Annotated in this window: 15 protein-coding genes and 1 pseudogene; 12 read left to right on the forward strand and 4 right to left on the reverse strand. The window is 66.5% G+C overall.

Annotated features, from left to right (window positions below; all coding sequences use genetic code 11):
• Positions 1-3: 3 nt before the first annotated feature.
• From CHX26_RS04690 to CHX26_RS04740, 11 genes are all read left to right on the forward strand, one after another.
• Positions 4-1413: a glycoside hydrolase family 28 protein gene (locus tag CHX26_RS04690; protein WP_104941379.1), complete on the forward strand. Its 1410-nt coding sequence runs from the start codon at positions 4-6 to the stop codon at positions 1411-1413.
• A 79-nt stretch (positions 1414-1492) separates the two neighbouring features.
• A complete protein-coding gene (locus CHX26_RS04695; RefSeq protein WP_104941380.1) occupies positions 1493-2236 on the forward strand; it encodes a FadR/GntR family transcriptional regulator in 744 nt (247 codons plus the stop codon).
• Between the two features lie 5 nt (positions 2237-2241).
• Positions 2242-3669: a glucuronate isomerase gene (gene uxaC / locus CHX26_RS04700; protein WP_104941381.1), complete on the forward strand. Its 1428-nt coding sequence runs from the start codon at positions 2242-2244 to the stop codon at positions 3667-3669.
• Positions 3666-4943 (forward strand): MFS transporter, encoded by a 1278-nt coding sequence (locus tag CHX26_RS04705; protein ID WP_104941382.1) that lies wholly within the window; start codon positions 3666-3668, stop codon positions 4941-4943. The genes uxaC and CHX26_RS04705 overlap by 4 nt, the downstream gene beginning before the upstream one ends.
• The gene (locus CHX26_RS04710; protein WP_104941383.1) at positions 4940-6430 is read left to right on the forward strand and encodes a mannitol dehydrogenase family protein; all 1491 of its coding nucleotides are present in this window, start codon (positions 4940-4942) and stop codon (positions 6428-6430) included. Before CHX26_RS04705 ends, CHX26_RS04710 begins: the two co-directional genes overlap by 4 nt.
• Positions 6431-6433: 3 nt before the next feature.
• Positions 6434-7945: a UxaA family hydrolase gene (locus CHX26_RS04715; protein ID WP_104941384.1), complete on the forward strand. Its 1512-nt coding sequence runs from the start codon at positions 6434-6436 to the stop codon at positions 7943-7945.
• Between the two features lie 475 nt (positions 7946-8420).
• Positions 8421-9242, forward strand: coding sequence for a hypothetical protein (locus CHX26_RS15590; RefSeq protein ID WP_146107655.1), 822 nt, complete (start codon positions 8421-8423; stop codon positions 9240-9242).
• Positions 9218-11095, forward strand: coding sequence for a glycoside hydrolase family 2 protein (locus CHX26_RS04725; RefSeq protein WP_104941386.1), 1878 nt, complete (start codon positions 9218-9220; stop codon positions 11093-11095). The genes CHX26_RS15590 and CHX26_RS04725 overlap by 25 nt, the downstream gene beginning before the upstream one ends.
• Positions 11092-12408: a glycoside hydrolase family 28 protein gene (locus CHX26_RS04730; RefSeq protein ID WP_104941387.1), complete on the forward strand. Its 1317-nt coding sequence runs from the start codon at positions 11092-11094 to the stop codon at positions 12406-12408. Before CHX26_RS04725 ends, CHX26_RS04730 begins: the two co-directional genes overlap by 4 nt.
• Positions 12395-13678, forward strand: coding sequence for a mandelate racemase/muconate lactonizing enzyme family protein (locus CHX26_RS04735; protein WP_104941388.1), 1284 nt, complete (start codon positions 12395-12397; stop codon positions 13676-13678). The genes CHX26_RS04730 and CHX26_RS04735 overlap by 14 nt, the downstream gene beginning before the upstream one ends.
• A complete protein-coding gene (locus CHX26_RS04740) occupies positions 13675-15336 on the forward strand; it encodes an arylsulfatase (RefSeq protein ID WP_104941389.1) in 1662 nt (553 codons plus the stop codon). Before CHX26_RS04735 ends, CHX26_RS04740 begins: the two co-directional genes overlap by 4 nt.
• Here the strand turns inward: CHX26_RS04740 and CHX26_RS04745 are convergent.
• The 4 genes from CHX26_RS04745 to CHX26_RS04760 form a co-directional block, all read right to left on the reverse strand.
• Entirely contained in the window at positions 15273-16316 is a 1044-nt protein-coding gene (locus CHX26_RS04745; RefSeq protein ID WP_146107656.1) for a DUF2608 domain-containing protein, read from the reverse strand. The two genes, CHX26_RS04740 and CHX26_RS04745, sit on opposite strands and share 64 nt — an antisense overlap.
• 32 nt (positions 16317-16348) lie before the next feature.
• Positions 16349-19024 carry a TonB-dependent receptor gene (locus CHX26_RS04750; protein ID WP_104941391.1) on the reverse strand — a complete coding sequence of 892 codons (2676 nt, stop codon included), beginning with the start codon at positions 19022-19024 and terminating at the stop codon, positions 16349-16351.
• 152 nt (positions 19025-19176) lie between these two features.
• Positions 19177-21258 (reverse strand): alpha-galactosidase, encoded by a 2082-nt coding sequence (locus tag CHX26_RS04755; protein WP_104941392.1) that lies wholly within the window; start codon positions 21256-21258, stop codon positions 19177-19179.
• Positions 21255-23117, reverse strand: coding sequence for a glycoside hydrolase family 2 protein (locus tag CHX26_RS04760; RefSeq protein WP_104941393.1), 1863 nt, complete (start codon positions 23115-23117; stop codon positions 21255-21257). The genes CHX26_RS04755 and CHX26_RS04760 overlap by 4 nt, the downstream gene beginning before the upstream one ends.
• Before the next feature lie 172 nt (positions 23118-23289).
• On the opposite strand from CHX26_RS04760, the pseudogene manD reads away from it, so the two are divergent.
• Positions 23290-24497, forward strand: a pseudogene (gene manD, locus CHX26_RS04765) (D-mannonate dehydratase ManD).
• Positions 24498-24500 lie beyond the last annotated feature (3 nt).

Raw genomic sequence — 24500 nt, forward strand, 5'->3', positions numbered from 1 at the left:
ACAATGCTGGATCGACGCACGGCGCTTGCCTCCCTTTTGGCGACCACGGCGTTGTCGGTGTCGGGTTGCCGCACCTCCATGCGTGCAGAAGCCGACTGGTTGGTCGATCCCTGGGGCCGAGCCGAGCGCATTGTTGCTGCGATCCGCCGCGTGGCGATCCCGCCGCGCACCTTCCCGCTCGCCGACTTCGCCCCGGCTGCGGAGGACGCCCGCCCCGCGATCCTCGCCGCGATCCGCGCTGCGCATGAGGCAGGCGGTGGGCGCGTCGTGATTCCGGCGGGCCTGCACCTCAGTGCCGGGCCTATCCACCTGCGCTCCCATGTCGAGCTGCACCTTGCAGCGGGTGCCACGCTGCGTTTCCTGCCGGGCGAGGAACTCTACTTGCCCCCGGTGCGCACCCGCTGGGAGGGAACGGAGTGCTACACCCTCTCCCCCCTGCTCTATGCCGAGGACTGCGAAAACATCGCGCTCACCGGCCCCGGCACCATAGACGGGCAGGGCGCGGCCCACTGGCTCCCGTGGCGCGAGACCCAGAAACCGGCGCAAACCCTGCTTCGCGACATGGGCCGCGACGGGGTGCCGGTAGAGCAGCGTATCTTCACCGGAGAGCGCCGGTTGCGCCCCCATTTCGTCCAGTTCAACCGCTGCAAGCGCGTGCTGGTCGACGGGCCGCGCCTGATCGATTCCCCCTTCTGGATGGTTCACCCATTGCTGTGCGAGGACGTGATCATCCGCAATATCCGCTGCAAATCCGATCATGTGAACAGCGACGGGGTGGATCCGGATTCCTCGCGCCGGGTGCTGATCGAGAACTGCGATTTCGACGTGGGCGATGACGGTGTCTCGCTCAAATCGGGGCGCGATCAGGATGGCTGGCGGGTTGGCATCCCGACCGAGGATGTGGTGATCCGAAACTGCACCTATAGCGGCCACGCAGGCGGGGGCATGGCGATCGGGTCGGAAATGTCGGGCGGGGTGCGCAACGTCTTCGTGGAGGGCTTCCGCATCCCCAAGGCGCGCCACACCTTGTATTTCAAAGCAAATCTCGACCGCGGTGGGCGGATCAGCGATGTCTTTATCCGCAACATCACCGCCGGCGAGACAGCCTCGCTGCTGGTCTTCACCAATGATTACCACTCGTATCGTGGCGGCAATTTTCTGACCGTGTTCGAGCGGGTGCTGATCGAAAATGTGACGGTCACCCGCACCGGAACCGGGATCGCCATCGGCGGCCACCCGCGCGCGCCGGTGAGCGATGTGGTGATCCGGGGGGTGCGCATGGGCGAAGCTGCCCAACCGCTGCTGCTTAGCCATGTCGAGAGGGTCGTGCTCGACAAGGTCGCCGCCGCCGGGCGCATGGTGACGCTGGGCGCGGCACTACCGGTGCCGGATTCGCTGCCCGGCGGTTATTGACGGCTTGACGGCAGCCGAGTGGTCTGCCAATTCGATCCCAGAGGTCAGGCCAGTTTGAGCGGGCCAAGTGGGGTGTGTGATGCAAGGCAAGCGGCTCTACGAACGCGTGGCGCAGGCGGTGGCTGGCGATATTGTCGCAGGCCGTTACAAGCTGGGTGACCGCCTGCCGTCCGAACGTGATCTGGCCGCGCTCCACGATGTCAGCCGCCCGACCATCCGCGAAGCGATGATCGCGCTGGAGGTTGACGGGCTGGTCGAAGTCGTGACCGGATCGGGCGTCTATGTTCGCGCGCTGCGGCGCAAGCATGGCAAGCCCGCCCCCGCCGATGTCGGCCCGTTCGAGTTGCTCGAAGCGCGCGCCCGGATCGAGGGCGAATCCGCTGCGCTCGCCGCCTCGCACATCACCGATGAGGAGCTCGCCGCGCTTGAAGCGCTGGTAGCGGAGATGGAGGCTGAGAACGCACGCGATGTCGTCATGTCGGAAGATGCCGACCGGCGCTTTCACATGGCGATTGCTGCGGCCACCCGCAATTCGGCGATGGCGCAGGTAATCGAGGGGCTGTGGGAGGCGCGCAACCAGTCGCTCCAGAACCTGCGCTTTCTCGAAAAGGCGCGCGCCGAGGGGGTGAAGCCGCGGATCGAGGAGCATTCGGCCATCGTCGCCGCGCTGCGCAGCCGCGATCCGCGCGCGGCGCGTCATGCGATGCGCACCCATCTACGCGGGGTCGCCGACATGGTATTCGCTGCCACCGAGGCCGAGGCGATGGAGCGCATCCGCGCCGAAATCGCCGGGGAACGCCGCCGGTTCCAGCTGGGAGATTGAGTGACGTGACCCGCCTGCATTTGCACCCGGACCGGCTGTTCCCGGCCGATCCCGCCACCCGCGAGATTGCCCGCAGGCTCTATGCCAGCGTGAAGGCCCTGCCGATCATCAGCCCGCACGGCCACACCGATCCTGCGTGGTTCGCGGACAATGCGCCTTTCCCCAACCCGGCGGCACTGCTGATCACGCCCGATCATTACGTCTTCCGGATGCTCTATTCGCAAGGCATTCCGCTGGAGGCGCTGGGCGTCCCCAAGCTGCCCGGTGCCGACGGCCCGCCGGTCGAAACCGACCCGCGCAAGGTGTGGCGGCTGTTCGCGGCCAATTACCACCTGTTCCACGGCACGCCGTCGCGGATGTGGCATGACTGGGTCTATTCGCAAGTGTTCGGCCTCACCGAGGTGCTCTCGCCGGAAACCGCCGACCACTATTACGACGTGATCGACGCCAAGCTCGCGCAGGACGATTTCCGCCCTCGCGCGCTGTTCGAACGCTTCAACATCGAAGTGATCTGCACCACCGAAGACCCGCTCGACCCGCTGGTGCATCATGCCAGATTGCAGGTCGATGGCTGGGGCCGCAAGGTCATCACCGCCTTCCGCCCCGACAATGTGCTTGATCCCGATTACGAGGGCTTTGCCGATAATGTCGCAAGGCTCGGCGCGATTACGGGCTGCGACACCGGCACCTTCCAAGGCTATCTCGATGCGCTGAAAGACCGCCGCGCCTTCTTCAAGGCGCACGGCGCGACCTCGACCGATCACGGCCACCCCACCGCCACCACCGCCGACCTGCCCCGCACCGAGGCCGAGGCGCTGTTCGCCCGCGCACTGGCGGGGCAGTGCGCGCCGCAGGACGCCGAGACCTTCCGGGGCCACATGCTCACCGAAATGGCGCGGATGAGCCTTGAGGACGGGCTGGTGATGCAGATCCACCCCGGCTCATCACGCAATCACAACGGGGAGGTGTTCGCGCGCTTCGGGCGGGACAAGGGCGCGGATATTCCGATGCGGACCGATTACGTCGCCGCGCTGCGCCCGCTGCTGTCGCGCCACGGCAACGATCCGCGCCTCAGCGTGATCGTGTTCACCCTGGACGAGAGCACCTATGCCCGCGAACTCGCCCCGCTGGCCGGGCATTACCCTGCGCTGAAGCTCGGCCCGGCGTGGTGGTTCCATGACAGCCCGGAAGGCATGCGCCGCTTCCGCGAGAACACCACCGAGACGGCGGGGTTCTACAACACGGTCGGCTTCAACGACGATACGCGCGCGTTCCTGTCGATCCCGGCGCGCCACGATGTCGCCCGGCGGATGGACTGCGCGTTCCTTGCCCGGCTGGTGGCGGAACACCGGATGCTGGAGGATGATGCGCATCAAGTGGCGCAAGACCTCGCCTACAACCTCGCCAAGGCGGCTTACCGGCTCGGCGCATGAGCACTGCTGCTGCCTCTCAGCCCATGACCTGCCACCGCTGGGTGATCTGCGCGCTGCTGTTCTTCGCCACGACCATCAACTACGTCGACCGGCAGGTGATTGGCATTCTGAAGCCGACGCTGAGCGCCGAGTTTGGCTGGTCCGAGACCGATTATGCCGACATCGTGTTCTGGTTTCAGGCGGCCTATGCGCTGGGCCTGCTGCTGGTCGGGCGGCTGATCGACCGGGTGGGGGTCAAGTGGGGCTATGCCCTCGCGGTTGCCGTGTGGAGCCTGTTCGGCATGGCCCACGCCGCCGCTTTCAGCATCGCCACTTTCGCCATGGCGCGATTTGGCCTTGGGCTGGGCGAGGCGGGGAACTTCCCCGCCGCCGTGCGCGCCACGGCCGACTGGTTCCCCAAGAAGGAACGCGCCTTTGCGACCGGCATCTTCAATTCGGGATCGAATGTCGGCGCGATCCTGACGCCCTTGCTGGTGCCGATCATCGTGATCGATCTGGCGCTGGGTTGGCAGGGGGCCTTCATCATCACCGGAGCGCTCGGATTTGTGTGGCTGGTCGCATGGTGGCTGATCTACCGCGAGCCGGAAGGCAACGCGCGGGTTAACGCCGCTGAGCTCGCACATATCCGCAGCGATCCGGTGGAGGCGACGACGCCGATTGCCTGGAGCGCCTTGCTCAAACACCGCCAGACCTGGGCCTTCGCCACCGGCAAGTTCCTGACCGATCCGATCTGGTGGTTCTTTCTGTTCTGGCTGCCCGATTTCTTCGGCAAGAATTACGGGCTTGATCTCAAGTCCTTCGGCCCTGCGCTGATCGCGATTTACCTGCTGGCGGACGTGGGGAGCATCGCGGGGGGCTGGTTCTCAAGCTTCCTCATCAAGCGCGGGTGGAGCGTCAATGCGGGCCGCAAGAGCGCGATGCTGGTCTGCGCGGTCTGCGTCTTGCCGGTGAGCCTTGCGATCTATGCCGAAAACCTCGTGATCGCGGTCGGGATCATCGGGCTGGCGGCGGCGGCGCATCAGGGGTGGTCGGCGAACCTGTTCACCCTCGCGTCTGACCTCATGCCGCGCCGCGCGGTGGCCTCGGTGGTGGGGCTGGGCGGGATGGCGGGCGCGGTCGGCGGCATGCTGATGGCGAAATATGCGGGATACGTGCTGGAGAATGTCGGGAGCTACACGCCGATCTTCCTTCTCATCGGATCGATGTATCTGATCGCGCTGGCGGTGATCCATGTGCTGGTGCCCCGGCTTGATCCGGCGAGGATCGAGGCATGAACCAGACCACGCGCCTCTCTGCCGCCGCACTGGGCGAATTGCCCGCCGATTGGGCGCGCCCGGCCTATGACCGCAGCCAGCCCTGCGGCGTGGTGCACCTCGGCACCGGAGCCTTCCACCGCGCGCATCAGGCCTGCTTCTTCGATGCGCTGCTGGCGGCTGGGCATCCCGGGTGGATGATCCGGGGGGCAAGCCTGCGTTCGCCTGCCGTGGCGCAGGCGATGAACCCGCAGGATGGCCTGTTCACCGTGCTGGTGCGCGAGGGCGGGGATGAGCGCGCGCAGGTCGTGGGATCGGTCGCCGATGTGCTGGTTGCCCCCGATGATCCGGCGGCGCTGGTGCGCGCGCTGGCCGATCCGGCGACAGCGCTGGTGACGCTGACCGTGACCGAGAAAGGCTATTGCCTCGATCCCGCCACGGGCGCGCTGCGGGTGGATGATCCGGCGGTCGCCGCCGATATCGCCAATCTCGCCGCGCCGCAGTCCGCGCCGGGTTTTCTTGTCGCAGGCCTTGCTGCGCGGCGGGCGGCAGGGGCGGCGCCCTTCACCGTGCTCAGCTGCGACAACCTGCCCGAAAATGGCCAGCGGACCCGCGCCGCCGTGATCGCGCTGGCCGAGGCGGTCGATCCGGCGCTGGCGGCGTGGATCGCCGCCGAAGTCGCCTTCCCCTCCTCGATGGTCGACCGCATCGTGCCTGCGACCACACCCGACGACCTCGACAATTTCGAAAGCGCGACCGGCTGGCGCGACGAGGCGCTGGTCAAGACCGAGCCGTTCACGCAGTGGGTGGTGGAGGACTGGTTCTGCAATCGCCGTCCGCCGCTCGACACAGTCGGCGTGCAGTTCACCCGCGATGTCGCCGGGTGGGAGAAGGCCAAGCTGCGGCTCCTGAACGGCGCGCATTCCGCCATCGCTTACCTCGGCGGGCTGGCGGGCCATGCTTACGTGCATCAGGCGATGGTTGCCCCCGGTTTTGCCGCGCTGATCGAGGCGCTGTGGGACGAGGCGGAGGCGACGCTCGATCCGGTCGATGGCTTTGACCCCGCCGCCTATCGGGCGCAATTGCGGGCGCGCTTTGCCAATGGCGCGCTGATGCACCGCACGCACCAGATCGCGATGGACGGGAGCCAGAAGCTGCCGCAGCGCTGGCTCCAGACGATCCTTGCCACCCGCGCCGCCGGTCGCCCGGTGCCGCGCGCGCTGACTTTGGCGCTGGCCGGGTGGATGCGCTGGCAGGCGGGGGTGAGCGATGCAGGTGTGCCCTTCGTGGTCGACGATCCGCTCGCCGCCGAGACTGCCGCCGCGCTCGCCGCTGCTGAGGGCGACCGGGCCGAGGAAGTGCGCGCATTGCTCGCGATCGGGGCAATCTTCGGGAGCGAACTGCCCGCCGATGCCGACTTCGTTGCCGCTTTGACCCGCGCTTACATCAGCATCGCCGATGGCTCTGCGGGCGCAGCCGTGCGGGCCTTTGCCGGGGGGCGGGGCTGAGCCATGGGACAGGCGCGCATCCTTGCCATGCATCCGGATGACAATGTCGCGCTGTGCCTCGATCCGGTCGCAGCGGGTGACGCGCTGGCGGGCGGGGTAATCGCTGCCGAAACCGTGCCCTCCGGCCACAAGATCGCGCTCCGACCCATCGCGCCCGGCGAGGCGGTGCGCAAATACGGGCAGGTGATCGGGCTTGCCAGCGCCGCGATTGCGCCCGGCGCCCATGTCCATGTCCACAATGTCAGCGCCGAGGTGGGCGGGATGCGCAGCGCCGCCGGTTCTGCTCCCGTGCCCGCGCTGCCTGCGCGCCGCGCCACTTTCCGCGGATACCGCCGCGCCTCGGGCAAGGTCGGCACACGCAACTATATCGGCATTCTGACCAGCGTGAACTGCTCGGCCAACGTCGCCCGCGCGATTGCGGCGGCCTTTCCCGATGCGATGTTCCACGATGGCGGCGCGGTCGATGGCGTGGTCGCGCTGACCCACACCACCGGCTGCGGCATGACCCCGGCGAGCGAGGGCACAGCCAACCTCGAGCGCACGCTCCAAGGCTACTGCGCCCACCCCAATTTCGCCGCCGTGCTGGTGGTGGGGCTGGGCTGCGAGATGATGCAGATTGCAGGCTTTGCCGACGCTGCCGAGGCCGCGCGGCAGAGCGTCACCCTGCGCACGCTCACCATTCAGGACGAAGGCGGCACCCGCGCCGCGATCGAGGCAGGGCGGGCGATGGTGCGCGAGTTGATCGCCGAAGCCAGCACCTGTCAGCGCGAGGAGGTCTCCGCCGAACACCTCGTCCTCGGTCTGCAATGCGGCGGGTCGGACGGGTGGTCGGGCGTCACCGCCAACCCGGCGCTGGGCCGCGCGGCGGATCTGCTGGTCGCGGCAGGCGGCACGGTGATCCTGTCCGAAACCCCGGAAATCTGGGGCGCCGAGCAATTGCTGTTTGCCCGCGCCGAGACCCCCGCGGTGCGCGCCGCCTTGCAGGAGCGGCTCGACTGGTGGGCCGATTACGTCGCCCGGAACGGCGCGGAACTGAACAACAACCCCTCTCCTGGCAATATCGCTGGCGGGCTGACGACGATCCTCGAAAAGTCGCTGGGGGCGGTGGCAAAGTCCGGCTCCAGCCCCCTGCGCGGCGTCTATCGCTACGGCGAGCCGATCGACCGGCGCGGCTTCGTGTTCATGGACTCGCCCGGCTATGACCCCTGCTCGGCGACCGGGCAGATGGCGGCGGGGGCGAATATCCTCGCCTTCACCACCGGGCGCGGGTCGGTGTTCGGCTCCAAGCCCGCCCCCTGCATCAAGCTCGCCAGCAACCGCGCGCTGGCTGAGCGCATGGCCGAGGACATGGATATCGATTGCTCCCCGGTGCTGGACGGGGTGAGCCTCGACGCGATGGGCGCGGCGATCTTCGACCTGCTGCTGCGCACGGCGAGCGGAGAGAAGTCAAAGTCCGAAGACCTCGGCCTCGGCGATCTCGAATTCGTGCCCTGGCAGATGGGAGCAGTGATGTGAGGCGCGCGCTGCTTGCGCTGGCGCTGGCGGTGCAGCCGGTCGCGGCCCATGCCGCGCCGTCCGAAGGGGAGGTTGAGACTGCGCTTACCCAGCTGGCCGATCATGCCGCGCACATCCTGATAACCGAGGAGGGCCGGGGTCGCGCCGATTACGATATGGTCGCCGCGCGCTGGCATTCCTACGAGGATCACTGGCACACCGGCCAGCTGGTCTGGGCCTTGCTGGAGACGGGCGCGGTGCTGGATCGGCCCGATCTGGTCGCCGTCGCGCGGCGCGGGGGAGACTGGTGGATTGCGACCGAATATCCGGCAGGCCATCCGCTCGCCGGGCTGGTCGCGGCGGCGCATGGCGACCGGCTGGGCGATTTGATCAACTGGACCACCATCGCCGACGGCACCCCCGGCCTGTTCGCGCTGACCCGTGCGACGGGCGATCCGCGCTATGCCGATACCGCCATCCGTTCGGGCCGCTGGCTGTGGGAGAACACCCGCGTCCCCGCTGGCACTCCGGGGGGGAGGGGCTGTTCTACAACATCATCGATCCGGCCACCGGCGAGGTCTGGCGCGACTGGGACGTGCACACGCAAGGCGCCGTCCGCGATGCAGCGCAAGCCGTCAGCGCCCCTGCACCCGTCACCCGTGTCGCTCGCCCCAATATCGAAGGCTTCCTGTTCCACGACATGTGCCGCCACACCGGCGAGCAGGTGTGGTGCGAAAGGTTCATCGCGCAGGCCGACGCGCTGCTCGCCCGCCAGCACGAAAGCGGACTGTGGCTGGAGTTCGAGCCCAACGAAGCGGACGGCAGCCAGATCCACCCGCGCTTCAACATCTGGAACGCCGAGGCGCTGCTGCAAGCCTATGAGGTGTCGGGGGATCGGCGCTATCTCGAAGGCGCAGCCCGCACCGCGCGCTGGGCGCAGAAGGTCATGCAGAAGGACGGCACGCTGTTCTATCGCACCAATATCGAGGGAGCGTCCAACCGGGCGGAAGTGACGGGATCAGCCGTCGCCTTCAACGGGGTGCTGATGCTGCGACTGAAGGACTACGGCTTCACCGAGTTCGGCCCGACGATAGAGGTCTTCGCCGACTGGCTGCTCGCCAATCGCTATGCCGACGAACACCCTGATCGCAATCTCGCAGGCGCGGTGATCGACACGCGGCTGAAGCTGTCGGGCGGCAAGGTGGCCTTGCTGAACCGCGATGTCGGGAGCACCTTTGCCCTCAGGTTCCTGTCGCTCTACCTGCGCGACCGGCGCGGCGAGGACGTCAACGCATGGCTGAATGGACGCGCGCCATGAGCGGGCTGACCCGGCGCGGCGCAATGAAGGCGGGGGTGGCCGGGGCCGCGCTCGGCACGCTGGCGCGTCCGGTGCTGGCGCAGACGCCTGCGCCTGAGGCCGTGCCCTTCCTCACCAACCTGCCGGGGCGCGAGCGGACGGCGCTCGACGGGACGTGGAAAGTGATCCTCGATCCCTTCGACGTCGCGGGCCGCAAGCCGAGCAAGCGCCGTTCGTTCTGGCTCGATACCGCCGAAACGCGCGAAACCGGCCTTGTCGAATATGAATGGGCCTCCAGCGACGAGATGCAGCTTCCCGCCGCCTGGAACGACGTCACGCCAGAGCTGACCTATTACGAAGGCCCGGCCTATTTCCGCCGCCTGCTCGATGCGTCCCCGCGCCCCGGCATCCGCCAGTTCCTGCATTTCGAAGCGGTCAATTACGCTGCGACCGTGTGGCTCAATGGCGTGGAGATTGCCCGGCACGAAGGCGGTTTCACGCCCTTCGCGGTCGAGATCACCGATCTCCTCGCCCGCGCGGGCGCCGGGCCGCACAGCCTTGTCGTGCGCGCCGACAGCCGCCATGGGGCGGACAGCGTGCCGGGGCTCGATTTCGACTGGAAGAACCGCGGCGGGATCACCCGTTCGGTGTGGCTGGTGGCGGTGCCGGAGACGCATATCCGCGATAGCTATGCGCGCCTCGAAGGTGAGGCGCTGGCGATCGACGTGACGCTCGATGGCCCGGCGCGCGAGGGGCAGACGGTGGTGGCGGCGCTGGCTGGCCGCAGCGCGCGCGCTGTCAGCGATGCCGGGGGCCGGGCGCAGCTGCGGATCGCCGCCAAGGGCCTCGCGCGCTGGTCGCCCGCGGCTCCGGTGCTGCACGATCTCACCCTCACCGCCGCCAGCGACCGCCTGACCGAGCGCATCGGCCTGCGCTCTATCGCCACCCGTGGGCGCGAGATCCTGCTCAACGGGAAGCCCGTCTTCCTGCGCGGCATCTCGATGCACGAGGAAGCCTTCGGCCCTGAAGGCGCGCGCGCGGTCAGCATGGCCGAAGCCCGCGCGCTGCTCTCCGAGGCCAAGGCGCTGGGGTGCAATTTCGTGCGTCTTGCCCACTACCCCCACGCCGATCATGTCGCGCGCCTCGCTGACGAAATGGGCCTGATGCTCTGGGCCGAAATCCCGGTCTATTGGGAGGAAATCGACTACGCTTCCCCGCGCACACTGGCGCTCGCCCGCGCGATGATGGGAGAACTGGTGCTGCGTGACCGGTCGCGCGCCAGCGTGGTGATGTGGTCGGTCGCCAACGAAACCCCGCAGTCCGAGGCGCGCCTCAGGTTCCTCCAGACTGTGATTGCCGATGTCCGCGCGCTTGATCCTTCCCGCCTGGTCACCGCCGCTCTCAACAAGAATGTCGATGTCGGCGGGGTGAGGGACGGGGAAAGCGTGATCGAGGTGCGCGATCCGCTGGGCGCGAGCCTCGATGTGGTCGCCATCAACCAGTACGAAGGCTGGTACGGCACCCGCACCCCCGCCGAAATCGCCGGGGTCAGCTTTCGCAACACTTACGACAAGCCGCTGATGTTCTCCGAATTCGGGGCCGATGCGCTCTATGGCCAGCGCGGCCCGCGCGAGGACCGCTGGAGCGAGGATTATCAGGCGTGGCTCTACGAGGAGACGCTGAAGGTTATCGAGCGCACCCCCGGCTGTGTCGGCCTTGCGCCCTGGGTGCTCAAGGATTTCCGCTCGCCCCGGCGCTGGCACGGGCGCTTTCAGGACATGTGGAACCGCAAGGGCCTGCTGTCGCCCGAAGGCCGCCGCAAGGCCGCGTTCTTCGTGTTACAGGATTTCTACCGCAGAAAGGCCGCACCATGAGCATCCTTGCCGCAAGCCTCATGACGCTCGCCGCGCCACCGGTCTGCGATATTCGCGCGCATGGTGCGGTATCGGACGACGGGGCGCATGATACGGCGGCGATCCAGGCGGCGGTCGATGCCTGCGCGGGCACAGGCGGGACGGTGCGGATCCCGGCAGGCGAGTGGTCGACCGGCACAGTGCGGCTCGGTTCGGACATGGTGCTGGAACTGGCTGAAGGCGCGGTGCTGGCGCTGCACCCCGATATCGCGCTGTTCCCCGAGGTCGAGATCGCGCCGGATGCCGATATCCGTCCGGCCCGCGCGGCGCTGATCGCCGACGGGGTCAGCGGCCTGCGGATCATCGGCAAGGGCCGGATCGAGGGCAATGGCGAGGCCTTCTGGGACAAGGATTTCTACGCCTCCGGCTTGGCGCGCCCCACGCTCCCCCGCCCCGGCCCGGCGATCGAACTGGCCAATTGCCGGGATACCCATGTCGAGGGCATCACCCTGACCAATATGCCCGCCTATGCCCTGCGCTTCCACCGCTGCGACGGGGTAAGCGCGCGCGGGGTGACGATCCGCAACGATCCGCGCAGCCCCAACACCGACGGCATCCAGATCCGCGACACGTCGAACGCCGTGATCAGCCGGGTCGATATCCGCACCGGAGACGATGCCATTGTGCTGAAGTCCGGCGACCGGGTGGTCGACAATATTCTGGTCGAGGACAGCTACCTCGAAAGCGACGATGCCGCGCTGAAGTTCGGCACCGGATCGCGAGTGGGCGTGACCAATTCCGTGTTCCGCAACCTCACCATCACCAATTCGCGCTACGGGATTGCCCTGTTCATGATCGACGGCGGCACGCACCGGCACAACCTGTTTGAGGATATCGCGATCACCACCGGCGGGCGGCATCCGCGCCAGTTTCCGATCTTCATCGACATCGACCGGCGCACGGCAGACCGCACATTCGGCCGGATCGTCGATACCACCTTCCGCCGCATCGCCATCACCACCTCGGGCGCGAGCCTGATCGCGGGCAACCCCGCCGCGCCGATCGAGGGGCTGGTGCTGGAGGAAGTCGTCAGCGATGTGCGCGGCGCGGTCGACGTCACCCGCCGCTCGGCCAAGCCGCGCGGCAATGTCCAGATCGCAGCCCAGGCGGGCAGCACCGACTATTCGACCCGGCCAGCGCATTTGGTGCTGGCCCATGTCCGGGGGCTGGAGACGCAGGAGGTAACCTTCTCCGAGGCCGCCACGACCGATCGACGGCAGGCGATCATCGGGATCGACGTGACGGCGAAGGAGGCTGGCGATGGACCGGCGTGATCTGCTGAAATCGGGCGGGCTGGCCGCGCTCGGGCTGAGCGCGCTGGGCGGCCCCGGGCCGGTTGCGGCTGCCCCCGCCTGCACCCCCTTCGCCCCGCCGCGCGAGCTGACCGAACGCCTGCGGGCGGCCGCCGCCCGCCCGGTGCTGCGGACCGACAGGCTGGGGAGCGATCCCGTCATCATCGCAAGCATCGACGTTCTGCGCCGCGACGGACAGTACTTCATCCGCGTGCGCGACCGTGACGGGGCGGAGGGCTGGACGCTCACCAATTCCGAACAGTTCCCGGCGATGTACCCCCTGATCGGCCTCAAGCTCGCCCCTGTCTTCGTCGGCCGCGATGCGCGCGATCTCGAGGCGCTTCAGGCCGAGGCTTACCTCTACGACAGCAATTACAAGTGGCAGGGCCTGGCGCTGTGGAGCTGCATGGCGCGGCTGGAACTGGCGCTGCTCGACCTGCTGGGCAAGCGCACCGGCCTGCCGATCAACCGTCTGCTGGGCGATCCGGTGCGGAGCAGCACCGGCGTCTACTTCGCCAATGGCGACCGCGCACGCAGCGCCGAATGGGTGGTCGAACGCCTGCAACGCGATGTCGCCCGCAGCGGGGCCAAGGCGGTGAAGTTCAAGCTCGGCGCGCGCATGGCCGAGACCGAGGCCAGCACCGCGCGCGACCGCAAGCTGATCCCACTGATGCGGCAGGCATTCGGCCCCGACATGGTGCTCTATGCCGATGCCAATGGCTCCTTCGGCGTGGACAGCGCGATCACGATGGGCCGGTTGCTGGAGGAGCATGATTACGGCTTCTTCGAGGAGCCGGTGCGCTGGGATCATCTCGCTGAAACCAAGCAGGTGGCCGACGCGCTCACCATCCCGATTGCGGGCGGCGAGCAGGATCCCAGCCTGTGGTCGCTGGAATGGCAGCTGGCCTCGGGCGCGATCCGGATCGTGCAGCCTGACCTTATCTATTTCGGCGGGCTGATCCGCTCCTTGCGGGTGGCGCGCATGGCCGAGGTTCTGGGGCGGAAGTGCGTGCCGCATATCTCTGGGCGGGGGCTGGGCAGCCTCTATGTCACGCATTTTGCCAGCCTGTTGCCCAACACCACCGACTATCAGGAATACAAGGGCGATCCCGATCCGGTGCCCTATGAAGTAACGGGCAAGGGCGGGCGGTTCGTCGCGGTGGACGGGCGCCTGCCGGTGCCGACTGCGCCGGGCCTCGGGATCACCTTCGATCCCGATTACCTTACCTCGCTTGAGCCGGTTCCCGCATGATCGCAAGCCACGCCTGGCGCCGCGGGTTGTCGCGCCGCAGCCTGCTGGCGGGGCTGGGGTTCCTTGGTGCCTGCGCGTTGCCACAGGGGCGTGCGCTGCTGGATCGGACGTCGGCGCGGGGTTCTCCGCGCAACATCGTCATCGTGATGGCCGACGACATGGGCTACGCCGATCTGGGTTGCTTCGGATCGGAGGTGCCGACGCCGAACCTCGACCGTCTTGCATCAAGGGGGATGCGCTTCACCCAGTTCCATTCGACCGGCAAATGCTTTCCTTCACGCTCTGCCCTGTTGACTGGGCTCTATCCGCAGCAGACCGGAACCGATCGGTCGGCCCGGGCGCCGATGCAGGGCGGGGTTACCATCGCGGAAAGCTTGCGGGCGGCGGGCTATCGTACCCTGATGGTGGGCAAGCATCACAGCACGACCCACCCGATGGATCGCGGCTTCGATCACTATCGCGGGCTGCGCGACGGATCGGCCAATTATTTCAATCCCGGCACGGTACCGCGCACGGGCGAGCCGGAGCCGGCCCGAAAGGAACCGGAAGGCCGCTGGTGGTGCTTCGACCGCGATTGCCGTCGGGGCTATCTGCCGGACACGGCCGATTTCTACGCCACCGATGCATTTACGGACTGGGCGCTCGAACTGCTCGATCGCTATCGCGATGCGCCCGTGTTCCTCTATCTCGCCTATACTGCGCCGCATGATCCATTGCAGGCCCGGCCAGAGGATATGGCGCGGTTCAGGGGACGCTATGATGCGGGTTATCATGCCGTTGCCGAGGCCCGCTATCGCCGCCAGATTGCACTGGGGATCGTCGATTCGGCGGCGCCGCGTGCAGCGCCGGGCTGGCCGGACTGGGATACCCTGAGCGCGGAGGAGCGGGCCGACGAAGCGCGCCGGATGGAAACCTATGCCGCCATGATCGCCCGGCTCGATGCCAATATCGGTCGGGTGATCGCGCGGCTTGAGGCGCAGGGGCAGCTCGACGACACGCTGTTTCTGTTCACGTCGGACAATGGAGCCAGCGCCGAGGAAGTGCTGGGGGCGGACGGTGCCGATATCGGAGCCGACCATCCCATCGGCAGCGTCGGGCGCTGGGCCAGCCTGCGGGCGGGCTGGGCCGAGGTTGCCAATACACCGCTGCGCTATTTCAAGAACTACAGTTTCAATGGCGGACTGCTGGTCCCCACCCTTGTGCACTGGCCCGCTGGCGGCATCCCGGCGGGCGCGATCCGGCGTGATCCGCTGCATCTGATCGACATTCATCCCACCCTGCTCGGCATCGTCGGGAAAGGGTTTGACGACAGCTTGGGGCCTGACAGCCATCCGGCGCTCCCGCTCGAGGGTCTCGATGTGTCGCGACTGCTCGCCGATGGCGATGGCATGGTGCAACTGCCCGATCGCGCGCTCGCCAACCGCTGGGGCGGTGGGCGCATGATCCGCAAGGCTGGCTGGAAGCTTGTCTCCCATGCTGCCGACACCGGTCGAGACGCCGGGGAGTGGGAGCTGTATGATCTTGAGCGTGATCCCTGCGAGACCCGCAATCTCGCGCGCCGCGAACCCGACCGCGCGGCGGCGCTGGCAGCAGATTATCGCGGCTGGGAGGCCCGCGTCCGATCGGGTTCGCCCTTGACCTCCCCGGTGGCGGACTGACCGCACCATTCGGGTGCGAGTGCGAGGCAGATCGCGCCCGTCGCTGTCTCCCAGCGTTGGTTGCGGGTCGATTGGGGGACGGGCGGCTCCGGGCGGCGCATCTGGTAGTGGAACACGCTGATTTGCTGCGGCATCGCGGCGGCAGCATCGGTGACGTGATCGACATTCTTGCGCGCATCGTCGACGAAGATCACCGCGTCGAAATCGCGCCCGAGGCTGGCGAGTAGCACCCGCAGCATCACGCCCTTGTGCAGGCCGGCCGCGTTCATCACTCCGTCGCTAACCCCGACGGGACGGCCCTTGCCGAAGCCAAGGCGCACGAGTTCCTGTTCTCCCAGCACTTCCTTCGCCGCCGCCAACACCGCATCGGGCGGCAGAACACCGCGCTTCACGCATAGCGGGGGGCCGCATTCAGGCGCGCGGGGAAAGGCGATACCGGCGCGGGCCAGTTCGCGCAGGGTCATGTCGCGCATGTCCTCGCCGCGCGCGGTGAGGGCATACGTGGCGATCCCGGCGGCATCGAGGCGGGCCAGTTCCCCTGCCAGATCCGGCTCTGTCGGTGCGAGCGATTTGAGATACATCAGCGCGCGTTCCACCGATCGGAATTTTTCCGGCTCGCTGTCTTTCATGTCGTCCAGCTGAGGCCCGCCTAAAGGGTCGTAAAGCAGGGTCGAGTCGACATCAAAGACGACCAAGACCCGGTCTGGCCCCACTCTGGAAGCCGTCTGCAACGCATCATCTATGGCCGAAGCCATTGAATCGATTGCGATAACCTTTGCGGAAGAGACTTTTCCGGCCATTCCGGCCTGCGCGGGACGCTCTGGGAGGCCATTCAACACCGCGAATCCCAACATCGCAAGCGCCATCAGCGCCGCCCCGTGCCTGCCTTGCCGTATCGCCATCACCTCAGCCTTTCCGCCCGCGTCTCCTCCAAAAAAGAAGGACACCCGGGCGGGGTGTCCTTCGAGAATGCGCGCCAACCGGAGAGAGGAAACCGCGCCCCTGGGGAGGCTCAGAACGTCATGCGCGCACCGATCTGATAGGTCGCACCGAAATCCTGAACCCGTTCGAACAGCGGGAAGCCGTTGCCTCGATAGAACCGGATATCGCGCTCGCTGGTGATGTTGATCGCATCGACATAAAGCTGCAGCCAATCGGTCGCCATGAAGCGCAGATTGATATCGTACTGGGTATAGGCAGCGCGGAAGCGATCCTGAGGGAAACCCTCGATGTCGGCAAAGGTGGTGGTGGATATCCCCGCCAGCGTCTCGCCCCGATGGTTGACCGACCCGCGCAGCGAGAAGCGCTTGTCCTCATAGCCCAGCGAGAAGTTGCCGGTGATGTCGGCCTGCCCGGGGAAAGGCAGGTCAGCACCAGGCCGCAGCGAGGTTTCCGCCCTGCTGTTCGCCAGCGTCAGGTTGCCGGTCAGGAACAGTCCTGACAGGATGCCCGGCGCATTGGGGAAGGTTTGCGAGTAGGAAAACTCGACCCCGGTCACCCGCGCCTTGGCCCCGTTGATGACGGTTTCGATGCTGCGGAAATTGGGATTGATCCCGGCTGGAATGGTGATCGGCGCATCGGCGAGGATATTGGTTTCCAGATCAAGGAAGAAGTCACGGATTTCCTTGTGGAACACCGCCGCCTGGAGCACCGTGGTGCTGGACGGAAACCATGACACCGAAAGGTCGAAATTGTCCGAGGTGAGCGCCGCAAGGTTGGGGTTGCCAGCCACCAGATCGCGGGTGTTGTCGGGGTTGGTGTTGTCGAAGCCGACCCGCTGGCGGTTGCTGGCATCGTCGAAATCGGGTCGGGCCAGGCCCTTGCCATAGGATGCGCGCACCAGCAGCTCCGGGGTCGCATCCCAGCGCAGCACGACGCTGGGCAGGAAATTGGTGTACTCCCGCTGGGCCGTGCCGAGGAAGATCGGGATCACCGGATCATCATCGGCATTGTTGCCCTCGCCATCGGCTTCGAGGAAGAAGCCGGTGCTGTCGAAATTGGTGTTCTCCATACGCACGCCGGCGATGGCGAGGAAGTTGGAGGCGATCTGGAACCGGCCCATCAGATAGGCCGCGAACACATCTTCCCCGACCGAGAAATCGCTTGCGGCAGAGTTGTCAGCGCGGAAGAAGCCCGGGACATTGAGCAATTGATCGCGCGAATTGAGGTAAAGTTGGCGGGATTCGGCCAGCGCCGGGAAAGGGCCGAAGGTTCCAAACCGCGGCTGCCGGGTCAGCAGCGGCAGCTCGTTCAGACGGACATCAATGCCGCCAATGGCCGGATCGCCATTGTACTCAAGCTTGTCGGCGGACTTGTCGCGCTTGCGCAGCTTTATGCCGGTCTGGAACGAGATGTCGCTGCTTGCATCCCAACGCAGATCGGTGCGCACCGTGAAGATATCGTCAACCCGCTCTTCCTCGATGAACAACAGGCTCTGGAAGCGATACTGCGCCAGATCGGTCGGATCGGGACGGGTTCGGTCGCGGAACGCCTCGATAAAGGCACTGTCGCGGTCATAGATCACGTTGGTGCCGATATCGTCGATCTGGAAGCGCCCGCGCACGCCGTCGCGCTGGGTCCAGCGCGAGCGCGAGAAATCGATCTGCGATGACCAGGTGACATCGCCAAAGGTGTTGCGGTGTCCGCCGGTGATGACGAATTGGCGGTCAGTGGTAGGCTGGAAGAAGGTCTGATTGCGCTGGCGCACATCGATGAAGCGACCGCCACCCTCGGTGATTTCCTGGATCTCGCTGCCCGTCGCGCGTTCGATCTGCCATTGCGACTGGATGCGGATGTCCTCGTCCTCAAGCCGGGTTACCTGCGTCCGGAGATAGAGCTCGTGATTGTCATTGGGACGGTATTCGATGTTGAGTGTCCCGCCGAAGCGTTCACGATTGCCGACTTCGAACCGCTGATTGACCTCGCGCGGGTAGAGGAAGAACTCTCCATTGCGCGACAGCCGCTGAAAGCCATCTTCGTTGCGCAGATCGTCGCCTTCGATGAAGCGCTTGAAATAGCTGCCGGTAAGCGCCACCCCAAGCGTGTCATTGAGGAATTTGCGGGCAAGGCTGACGGAAGCCTTGGGGCCGACCGTCTTCGCATATTCGCCTGCTGAACCCTCGACGCGCAGGACCGTCAGATCGCCCTTGGTGTCGTAGGCCGAGAGCGATTTCAGCTCCACCGCGCCGCCGATCGTGTCACCGTCCATGTCGGGGGTATAGGTCTTGGTCACTTCGATACTGCCGAGCAGATCGGACGGGATCACGTCGAGCGCAACCGTGGTCGAACCGGCTTCAGAGGTGCCGACACGCGCGCCGTTGACGGTGATCTGGGTGAAGCTCGAAGGCAGGCCGCGGATCGATACGGTCCGACCCTCACCCTCGTCGCGCTCGATGGTGATACCGGGCAATCGTTGCAGCGCCTCGGCCGTGTTCTGATCACCGAACTGGCCGACGTCGTCAGCGGTAACGACGTTCTTGAGCGTGTCGGCCCTTCGCTCGGCCAGGATCGCTTCGTTGAGCGCCCCGCGCTGGCCCGAGACGATGATTTCGTCCTCCGCCTGCGTCTGGGCAGGGGTTACATCCTGCGCCGCAGCGCCGCTTGCCAGCAGATTGCCGATTGCCAGCGTGCTGACGCCGATTGCCAGACGCGCCTGCGTCCCGAACCCGTTCATGGACGGAGCCTTCATTTCGCTTTCTCCCCCAAAGCCGGCCGCTGATCGCCCCTGAGCGTCATGCCGATCATTCAGTGCATACTGATTAGGCCGCACTTACATAATTGGCAAGTATGATTCTGCATTTTGGTCTGTCCAATTATGCAGAGCCGGGCTCACCACCCCCCTTATTCGCATAAGTCATAGAAATAGAGCGCGAAATCATGTCGATCGGGAAGGCTCAGGGGCACCGCGCCGGCGCGGTCGACCGTTAGCCTTGCAGGCGCGCCCTGTCCGGCGACGGGTGTAAGTTGCACGGTTTGACCGGGCGGCAGCAGCGTTTGCAGCTTCGCCTGGCTGCGCGCGCTGGCCTCCCGCAGCACCAGGAGATAACCCGAAAGGCCGTCGGGCGCGATCGACTGGAAGCCGGTCCAGGCGGTGCCGTCCGGCTGTTCGCCAATCGGCAGGATGTGGCCCGCGTGGATCCGCGCGGCGTGATTTCGATAGGTGCGGATCAGATCGGGATCGGCAAAGGCGCCCTGCGGCATCCCGGTCGCCTCGAGCCACGCGAGCGGCTGGGCCATCATGGTGACGGCGAAGGCATAGTCCTGCCCCGCGCGCACCGGGGCGAGCTGGTCGCCGGGCGGGTAGCGATCGGGATTGCGGGCCACATTCAGGAACTCGATCTGCAGGAATTGCGGCGGCACATGGGCGGCCAGCATCCACAGGTTCCTGAGGGTTCGATGGGGGTAGTAATTGCCCCAGTCGGTGTAGCGGTTCTCCACGAACAGGTTGCCGTAAGCATTGACCGGGTCGAGATATCCCGGCCTTCGTCCCGCGGTCGCATCGAGGTTGAACACCGCCTGCCCGCCAGTCGCGCTGTGGACTTTGGCAAATAGCCTGGCGAGGTTCGCGGCGGCGGCGCGGGTGGGCTGTTCGATCCCGTCGATCTTGAAGATGCGGATGCCGTGCTGGCGCCAGAGCCCGATCAGGATGTCGGCGTCGCGCTCCCACAGGGCATAATCATCGCGCCGGGTGGGGTTGAACCACAGGCCGATTTCCATGCCGAGTTCGCGCCCGCGCGCCACCACCGGCCCCAGGCCGCGCGGAAAGCGCGTGGGGTGGGGCCGCCAGCTTTCCGCCGACCATTCCTCCCACAGCTGCCCCTCCTTCGCCGCCGAATTCTTCGAAAGGCCCGCCTGCCAGCCATCGTCCAATTGCAGGTGGGTGAGGCCCATGCCGTGCGCGGCCTCCAGCTGTGCCAGCGCGAAGCTTTCGGACATGGCGGCATCACGGTTGCGATCACCCCAGGTGTTCATCAGGATCATGCCGTCGCGGGCGTGATCGTAAGTGCGCCGCGTCGCCATGTAGTCGCGCCGGGCGAGCAGCAACGCGGCATCGCCGTGCGGCACAACGCCGAGGGTGACCGTATGCCCCTCCTGCCAGATGTCCGGCGAGAGGGTGGCCGGGTCGATCCCGCTCCCCTCGATCCGGACATTGCCCGCTTGCAACACCATGTCATGCCCCGGAAAGGCGATCTGGTCGGCGCCCAGAGGCGCTTCCTTGATCACGAACACCTGCCCCGGCCCGAAGCGGTCGGTCAGGGTCAGGGCGCCCGCGGTCAGCGCGAGGGGCTGGCGATAGAGCTCGCCCGGCTGATCCGTCACCAGCCAGTCATGATAATCGGTCGCCGCGCGAAAGGCGGTGGCGGTAAAGGCCCAATGCCCGGGCGGCAGCGCCAGCCGGTCGATCACGTCGCCATCGGGCGCGCGGGCAAGATCGGCGCTCTCGATCACATCGCGCCCGGCCTTCGCGGCCTTGCCCCCGGCGCGCGGCGCACCGCGATAGGCGAGCGTGCAGGGGATTGCGGGCACCTTCGGAAACACCCGGCAGGTGCGCCGCACGTCGAGGGCCTTCCCCTCGGTCTCGACCGTCAATTCGAGATGCGCGGGGCGGATCGCCGTCGCCGCCACCTGCCGCAAGGATAGCCGTGCGCTGTCAGTGGGTTGGACTGTTCCCAGTGGCGCAAGGTCAGGCGCCTGCCCGGTCATCGCCCAGCCTGCGTCGCCCTCGCCAAAGCCCAGCCACACCGTCGCCAGTGCGCCATCGTTCCACGCCATGCGGCGCATGATCCGGCTATTGGCGAGCACCACCTCCACCCCGTCGAAGGCGATCCGCGCATCCTCCAGCGCGATGCTTTGCGGTGCCTCGGCGGCGGCGGCGGATGAGGCCAGCAGCGTCGCCCCGGCGAGCAGGCCCGCGCGGATCACTCACCCGCCTCGGCAGTCAGCCCGCGCGCAGAGTGGTAGTAGTCGCGCAGCACCTCCCAGGCGAGCTTGCGCTGCCCTTCAGGGTCGATCAGGCCCTTGCGGTTCCAGTAGCCCTGAAACCGCCCGTGAAACCGCCGGGGTGAACGGAAGTCCTTCAATATCCACGGCGACATTCCGGCATAATTGGGGATGCGCGCCGTCATGGCGACATATTGCCGGTAGATTTCCGCCTGATAATCCTCGCTCCAGCGCACCGAAGGATCGGCGCGGTAGCCGTGGAGCGCGCCTGCGCCGAATTCACTGAGGATGATCGGCTTGTCGAACCGCGTCTCCCACCTGACGCCTGCGACTTCGGGGGGAGTCAGCGGCCCGTACCACCCGTCATAGCGGTTGATTGCCAGCACATCCAAGTGCGCAGCCAGCGGATCATTGACGCGGATCAGGTTGCCGTCATCGAGCCCGCCGGCCTCGGGCATCTTGTCCATCGCAGCCGAGATCAGGCGCGAGGGATCGGCGGCGCGCGCCTCGTCAATCAGGCGCTGGAGGAAGCGGTTGCGGGCATCGTTGATCGGGGTCTCGTTGGCGACGCTCCAGATCACCACAGAGGGCCGGTTCATGTCGCGTGCGATCATCGCCCGCAGCATGGCGCTGGCCTCGGCATAGGTCGCCTCGCTGCCAAAGGCGATGTCCCAGTAGACCGGGATTTCGCTCCACACCAGCAGGCCCATTTCGTCGGCGAGGCGCACCATGGTTTCGGTGTGGGGATAATGGGCGAGCCGCACGAAGTTCGACCCCAGCGCCTTCGCCTCGGAAAGCAGCGCGCGGGCGGCGGCTTCGTCGAGGACACGGGTGGGCGTGGTGCCGATGGCTTCCTCGTGGATCGACACGCCCAGCAGAGTCAGAGGCTGGCCATTGAGGAAGAGCTTGTTGCCGCGCCGCTCGATGGTGCGAAAGCCGATGCGGTCGGTGACGCTGTCCGCGCCAGCCGCGAGGGTGAGGCGGTAAAGCTGCGGGCTTTCCGGGCTCCACCGGGCGGCCTTGCGCGGCAGCGGGATGGTACCCGAGACCCGCCCCTCGGCATCGGCCTTTGCGCTCCAGCTGCGGCTGAGGTCAGGCAGGCTGAAGCGCACCTCGGCTCCCGCGCTGTCCGGCCCGTCGAGCTGCGCGGCAAAGGCAATCCGCCCCGCGCTGTCGAGACCGATGCGGTAATCACGGATGAAGGTTGCGGGCAGTTCCACCAGCCGCACCGGGCGAGTTATCCCGCCATAGTTCTGCCAGTCGAAATCCTCCGCCGGGATGGTGTCGAGGCCATGCGCGGCGTCGACCGAGACGACCAGCGAATTGCTGCCTGCCTGCAATTTGCCCGTCACCTCGAATTCGAACGGGGTGAACCCGCCGCGATGCCGCCCCAGCAATTCCCCGTTGAGGAACACGCGGGTGTCGTAATTGGCGGCTTCGAAATGGAGCACATAGCGCTTGCCCGGCTGCGGCGCGGCTTCGACCTTTCGCCGGAACCACACCATGCCTTCATACATCGCCATTTCGGGTATCTGGCTGTTCCAGTCCCCCGGAACCGTCATCAGCGGCGAGGTATCCCAGTCATATTCCAGCAGCGGGTGATTGGTCGCCGGGCGATCCTGCGGGAAGTTGCGCTGCATCCCGCGCTTCCTGATGCCGAGCCGCGAGCGATCGACGATGTAGCGCCACTGGCCTGAAAGATCGGTGCCGGTGCGGGCGCGGATGTTCTCGATGGTAACGGGAGGCTCGGCAGCGGGCTCCGGCACCGGGTCCGCCCGCGCGGTTCCGGCAATCAACGCCAGAAACAGACTCAGCGCCTTGATGTTTTGCAGCCCAGTCATGGCGCCCTCCCTTCTGCATCGCACGTCTTTGTGCGGGGTAACAAGCCCGTCACCATCGGTCAAGAATTGGTAAGGACAGTTGATCTTTCTTGACAGACCAATATTTCCTGCCGAGATAGCGCGGACATTTCAGGCAGCCCGATGGGACAGGGCGGGACAGGATTGAGGGGCCATGAAGATCACATCGGCACGGGTAATCGTGACGTGCCCGGGACGCAATTTCGTCACCCTCAAGATCGAGGTTGAAGGCGGCTTGACCGGGATCGGCGACGCGACATTGAACGGGCGCGAGCTGGCGGTGGTCTCCTATCTTCAGGATCACGTCTGCCCGGCGCTGATCGGCAAGGATGCGCGCCGGATCGAGGATATCTGGCAGTTCCTTTATCGCGGCGCATACTGGCGGCGCGGGCCGGTGACGATGCGCGCCATTGCAGCGGTCGATGTGGCGCTGTGGGACATCAAGGCCAAGGCCGCCGGGATGCCGCTCTACGACCTGCTCGGCGGCAAGAGCCGCGACAAGATCATGGTCTATGGCCATGCCAATGGCGCGGATATCGACGCGACGGTGGAGGCGGTCGGCCAGTATATCGCGATGGGCTACAAGGCGATCCGCGCCCAGACCGGGATTCCGGGGGTCAAGGACGCCTATGGCGTGGGCCGGGGCGATCTGTTCTACGAGCCTGCCGATGCCGCCCTCCCCTCGGTGACGGGCTGGGACACGAGGAAGGCGCTCAACACCGTGCCCAAGCTGTTCGAGAAGCTGCGCGACACCTATGGTTTCGATCACCACCTGCTGCACGATGGCCACCACCGCTATACCCCGCAGGAAGCCGCGCATCTGGGCAAGCTGCTGGAGCCCTGTCAGCTTTTCTGGCTGGAGGATTGCACCCCGGCGGAAAATCAGGAGGCCTTCAAGCTGGTCCGCCAGCACACCACCACGCCGCTCGCGGTGGGCGAGGTGTTCAACACCATCTGGGATGCCAAGGACCTGATCCAGAACCAGCTGATTGACTATATCCGCACCACCATTGTCGGCGCGGGGGCGTGACGCATCTGCGCCGCATCGCCGATCTCGCCGCGCTCTATCAGGTGCGCACCGGCTGCCACGGGGCGACCGATCTTTCGCCTGTGACGATGGGCACCGCGCTCCATTTTGACAGCTGGGTGCCCAATTTCGGCATTCAGGAATATATGCGCCACACGCCGGAAACCGATGCGGTGTTCCCGCATGATTATCGCTTCGAGGATGGCCACATGATCGTCGGCGAGCGCCCCGGCCACGGGGTCGAGATCGACGAGGAACTGGCAGCGAAGTATCCCTACAAGCCCATGCAGCTCCCCGTCGCGCGGCTCGAAGACGGCACGATGTGGAACTGGTGAGGG

Origin of the sequence: Porphyrobacter sp. HT-58-2 (assembly GCF_002952215.1) — a bacterium.
GTDB lineage: Bacteria > Pseudomonadota > Alphaproteobacteria > Sphingomonadales > Sphingomonadaceae > Erythrobacter.

Excerpts from the sequence above, each read along its gene's own strand:
- CHX26_RS04725 (WP_104941386.1), top strand. The coding sequence starts at position 9,218 with ATGGCTGAATGGACGCGCGCCATGAGCGGGCTGACCCGGCGCGGCGCA.
- CHX26_RS04705 (WP_104941382.1), top strand. The coding sequence starts at position 3,666 with ATGAGCACTGCTGCTGCCTCTCAGCCCATGACCTGCCACCGCTGGGTG.
- CHX26_RS04710 (WP_104941383.1), top strand. The coding sequence starts at position 4,940 with ATGAACCAGACCACGCGCCTCTCTGCCGCCGCACTGGGCGAATTGCCC.
- CHX26_RS04740 (WP_104941389.1), top strand. The coding sequence starts at position 13,675 with ATGATCGCAAGCCACGCCTGGCGCCGCGGGTTGTCGCGCCGCAGCCTG.
- CHX26_RS04735 (WP_104941388.1), top strand. The coding sequence starts at position 12,395 with ATGGACCGGCGTGATCTGCTGAAATCGGGCGGGCTGGCCGCGCTCGGG.
- CHX26_RS04730 (WP_104941387.1), top strand. The coding sequence starts at position 11,092 with ATGAGCATCCTTGCCGCAAGCCTCATGACGCTCGCCGCGCCACCGGTC.
- CHX26_RS04690 (WP_104941379.1), top strand. The coding sequence starts at position 4 with ATGCTGGATCGACGCACGGCGCTTGCCTCCCTTTTGGCGACCACGGCG.
- CHX26_RS04760 (WP_104941393.1), bottom strand. The coding sequence starts at position 23,117 with ATGACTGGGCTGCAAAACATCAAGGCGCTGAGTCTGTTTCTGGCGTTG.
- CHX26_RS04750 (WP_104941391.1), bottom strand. The coding sequence starts at position 19,024 with ATGAAGGCTCCGTCCATGAACGGGTTCGGGACGCAGGCGCGTCTGGCA.
- CHX26_RS04695 (WP_104941380.1), top strand. The coding sequence starts at position 1,493 with ATGCAAGGCAAGCGGCTCTACGAACGCGTGGCGCAGGCGGTGGCTGGC.
- CHX26_RS04715 (WP_104941384.1), top strand. The coding sequence starts at position 6,434 with ATGGGACAGGCGCGCATCCTTGCCATGCATCCGGATGACAATGTCGCG.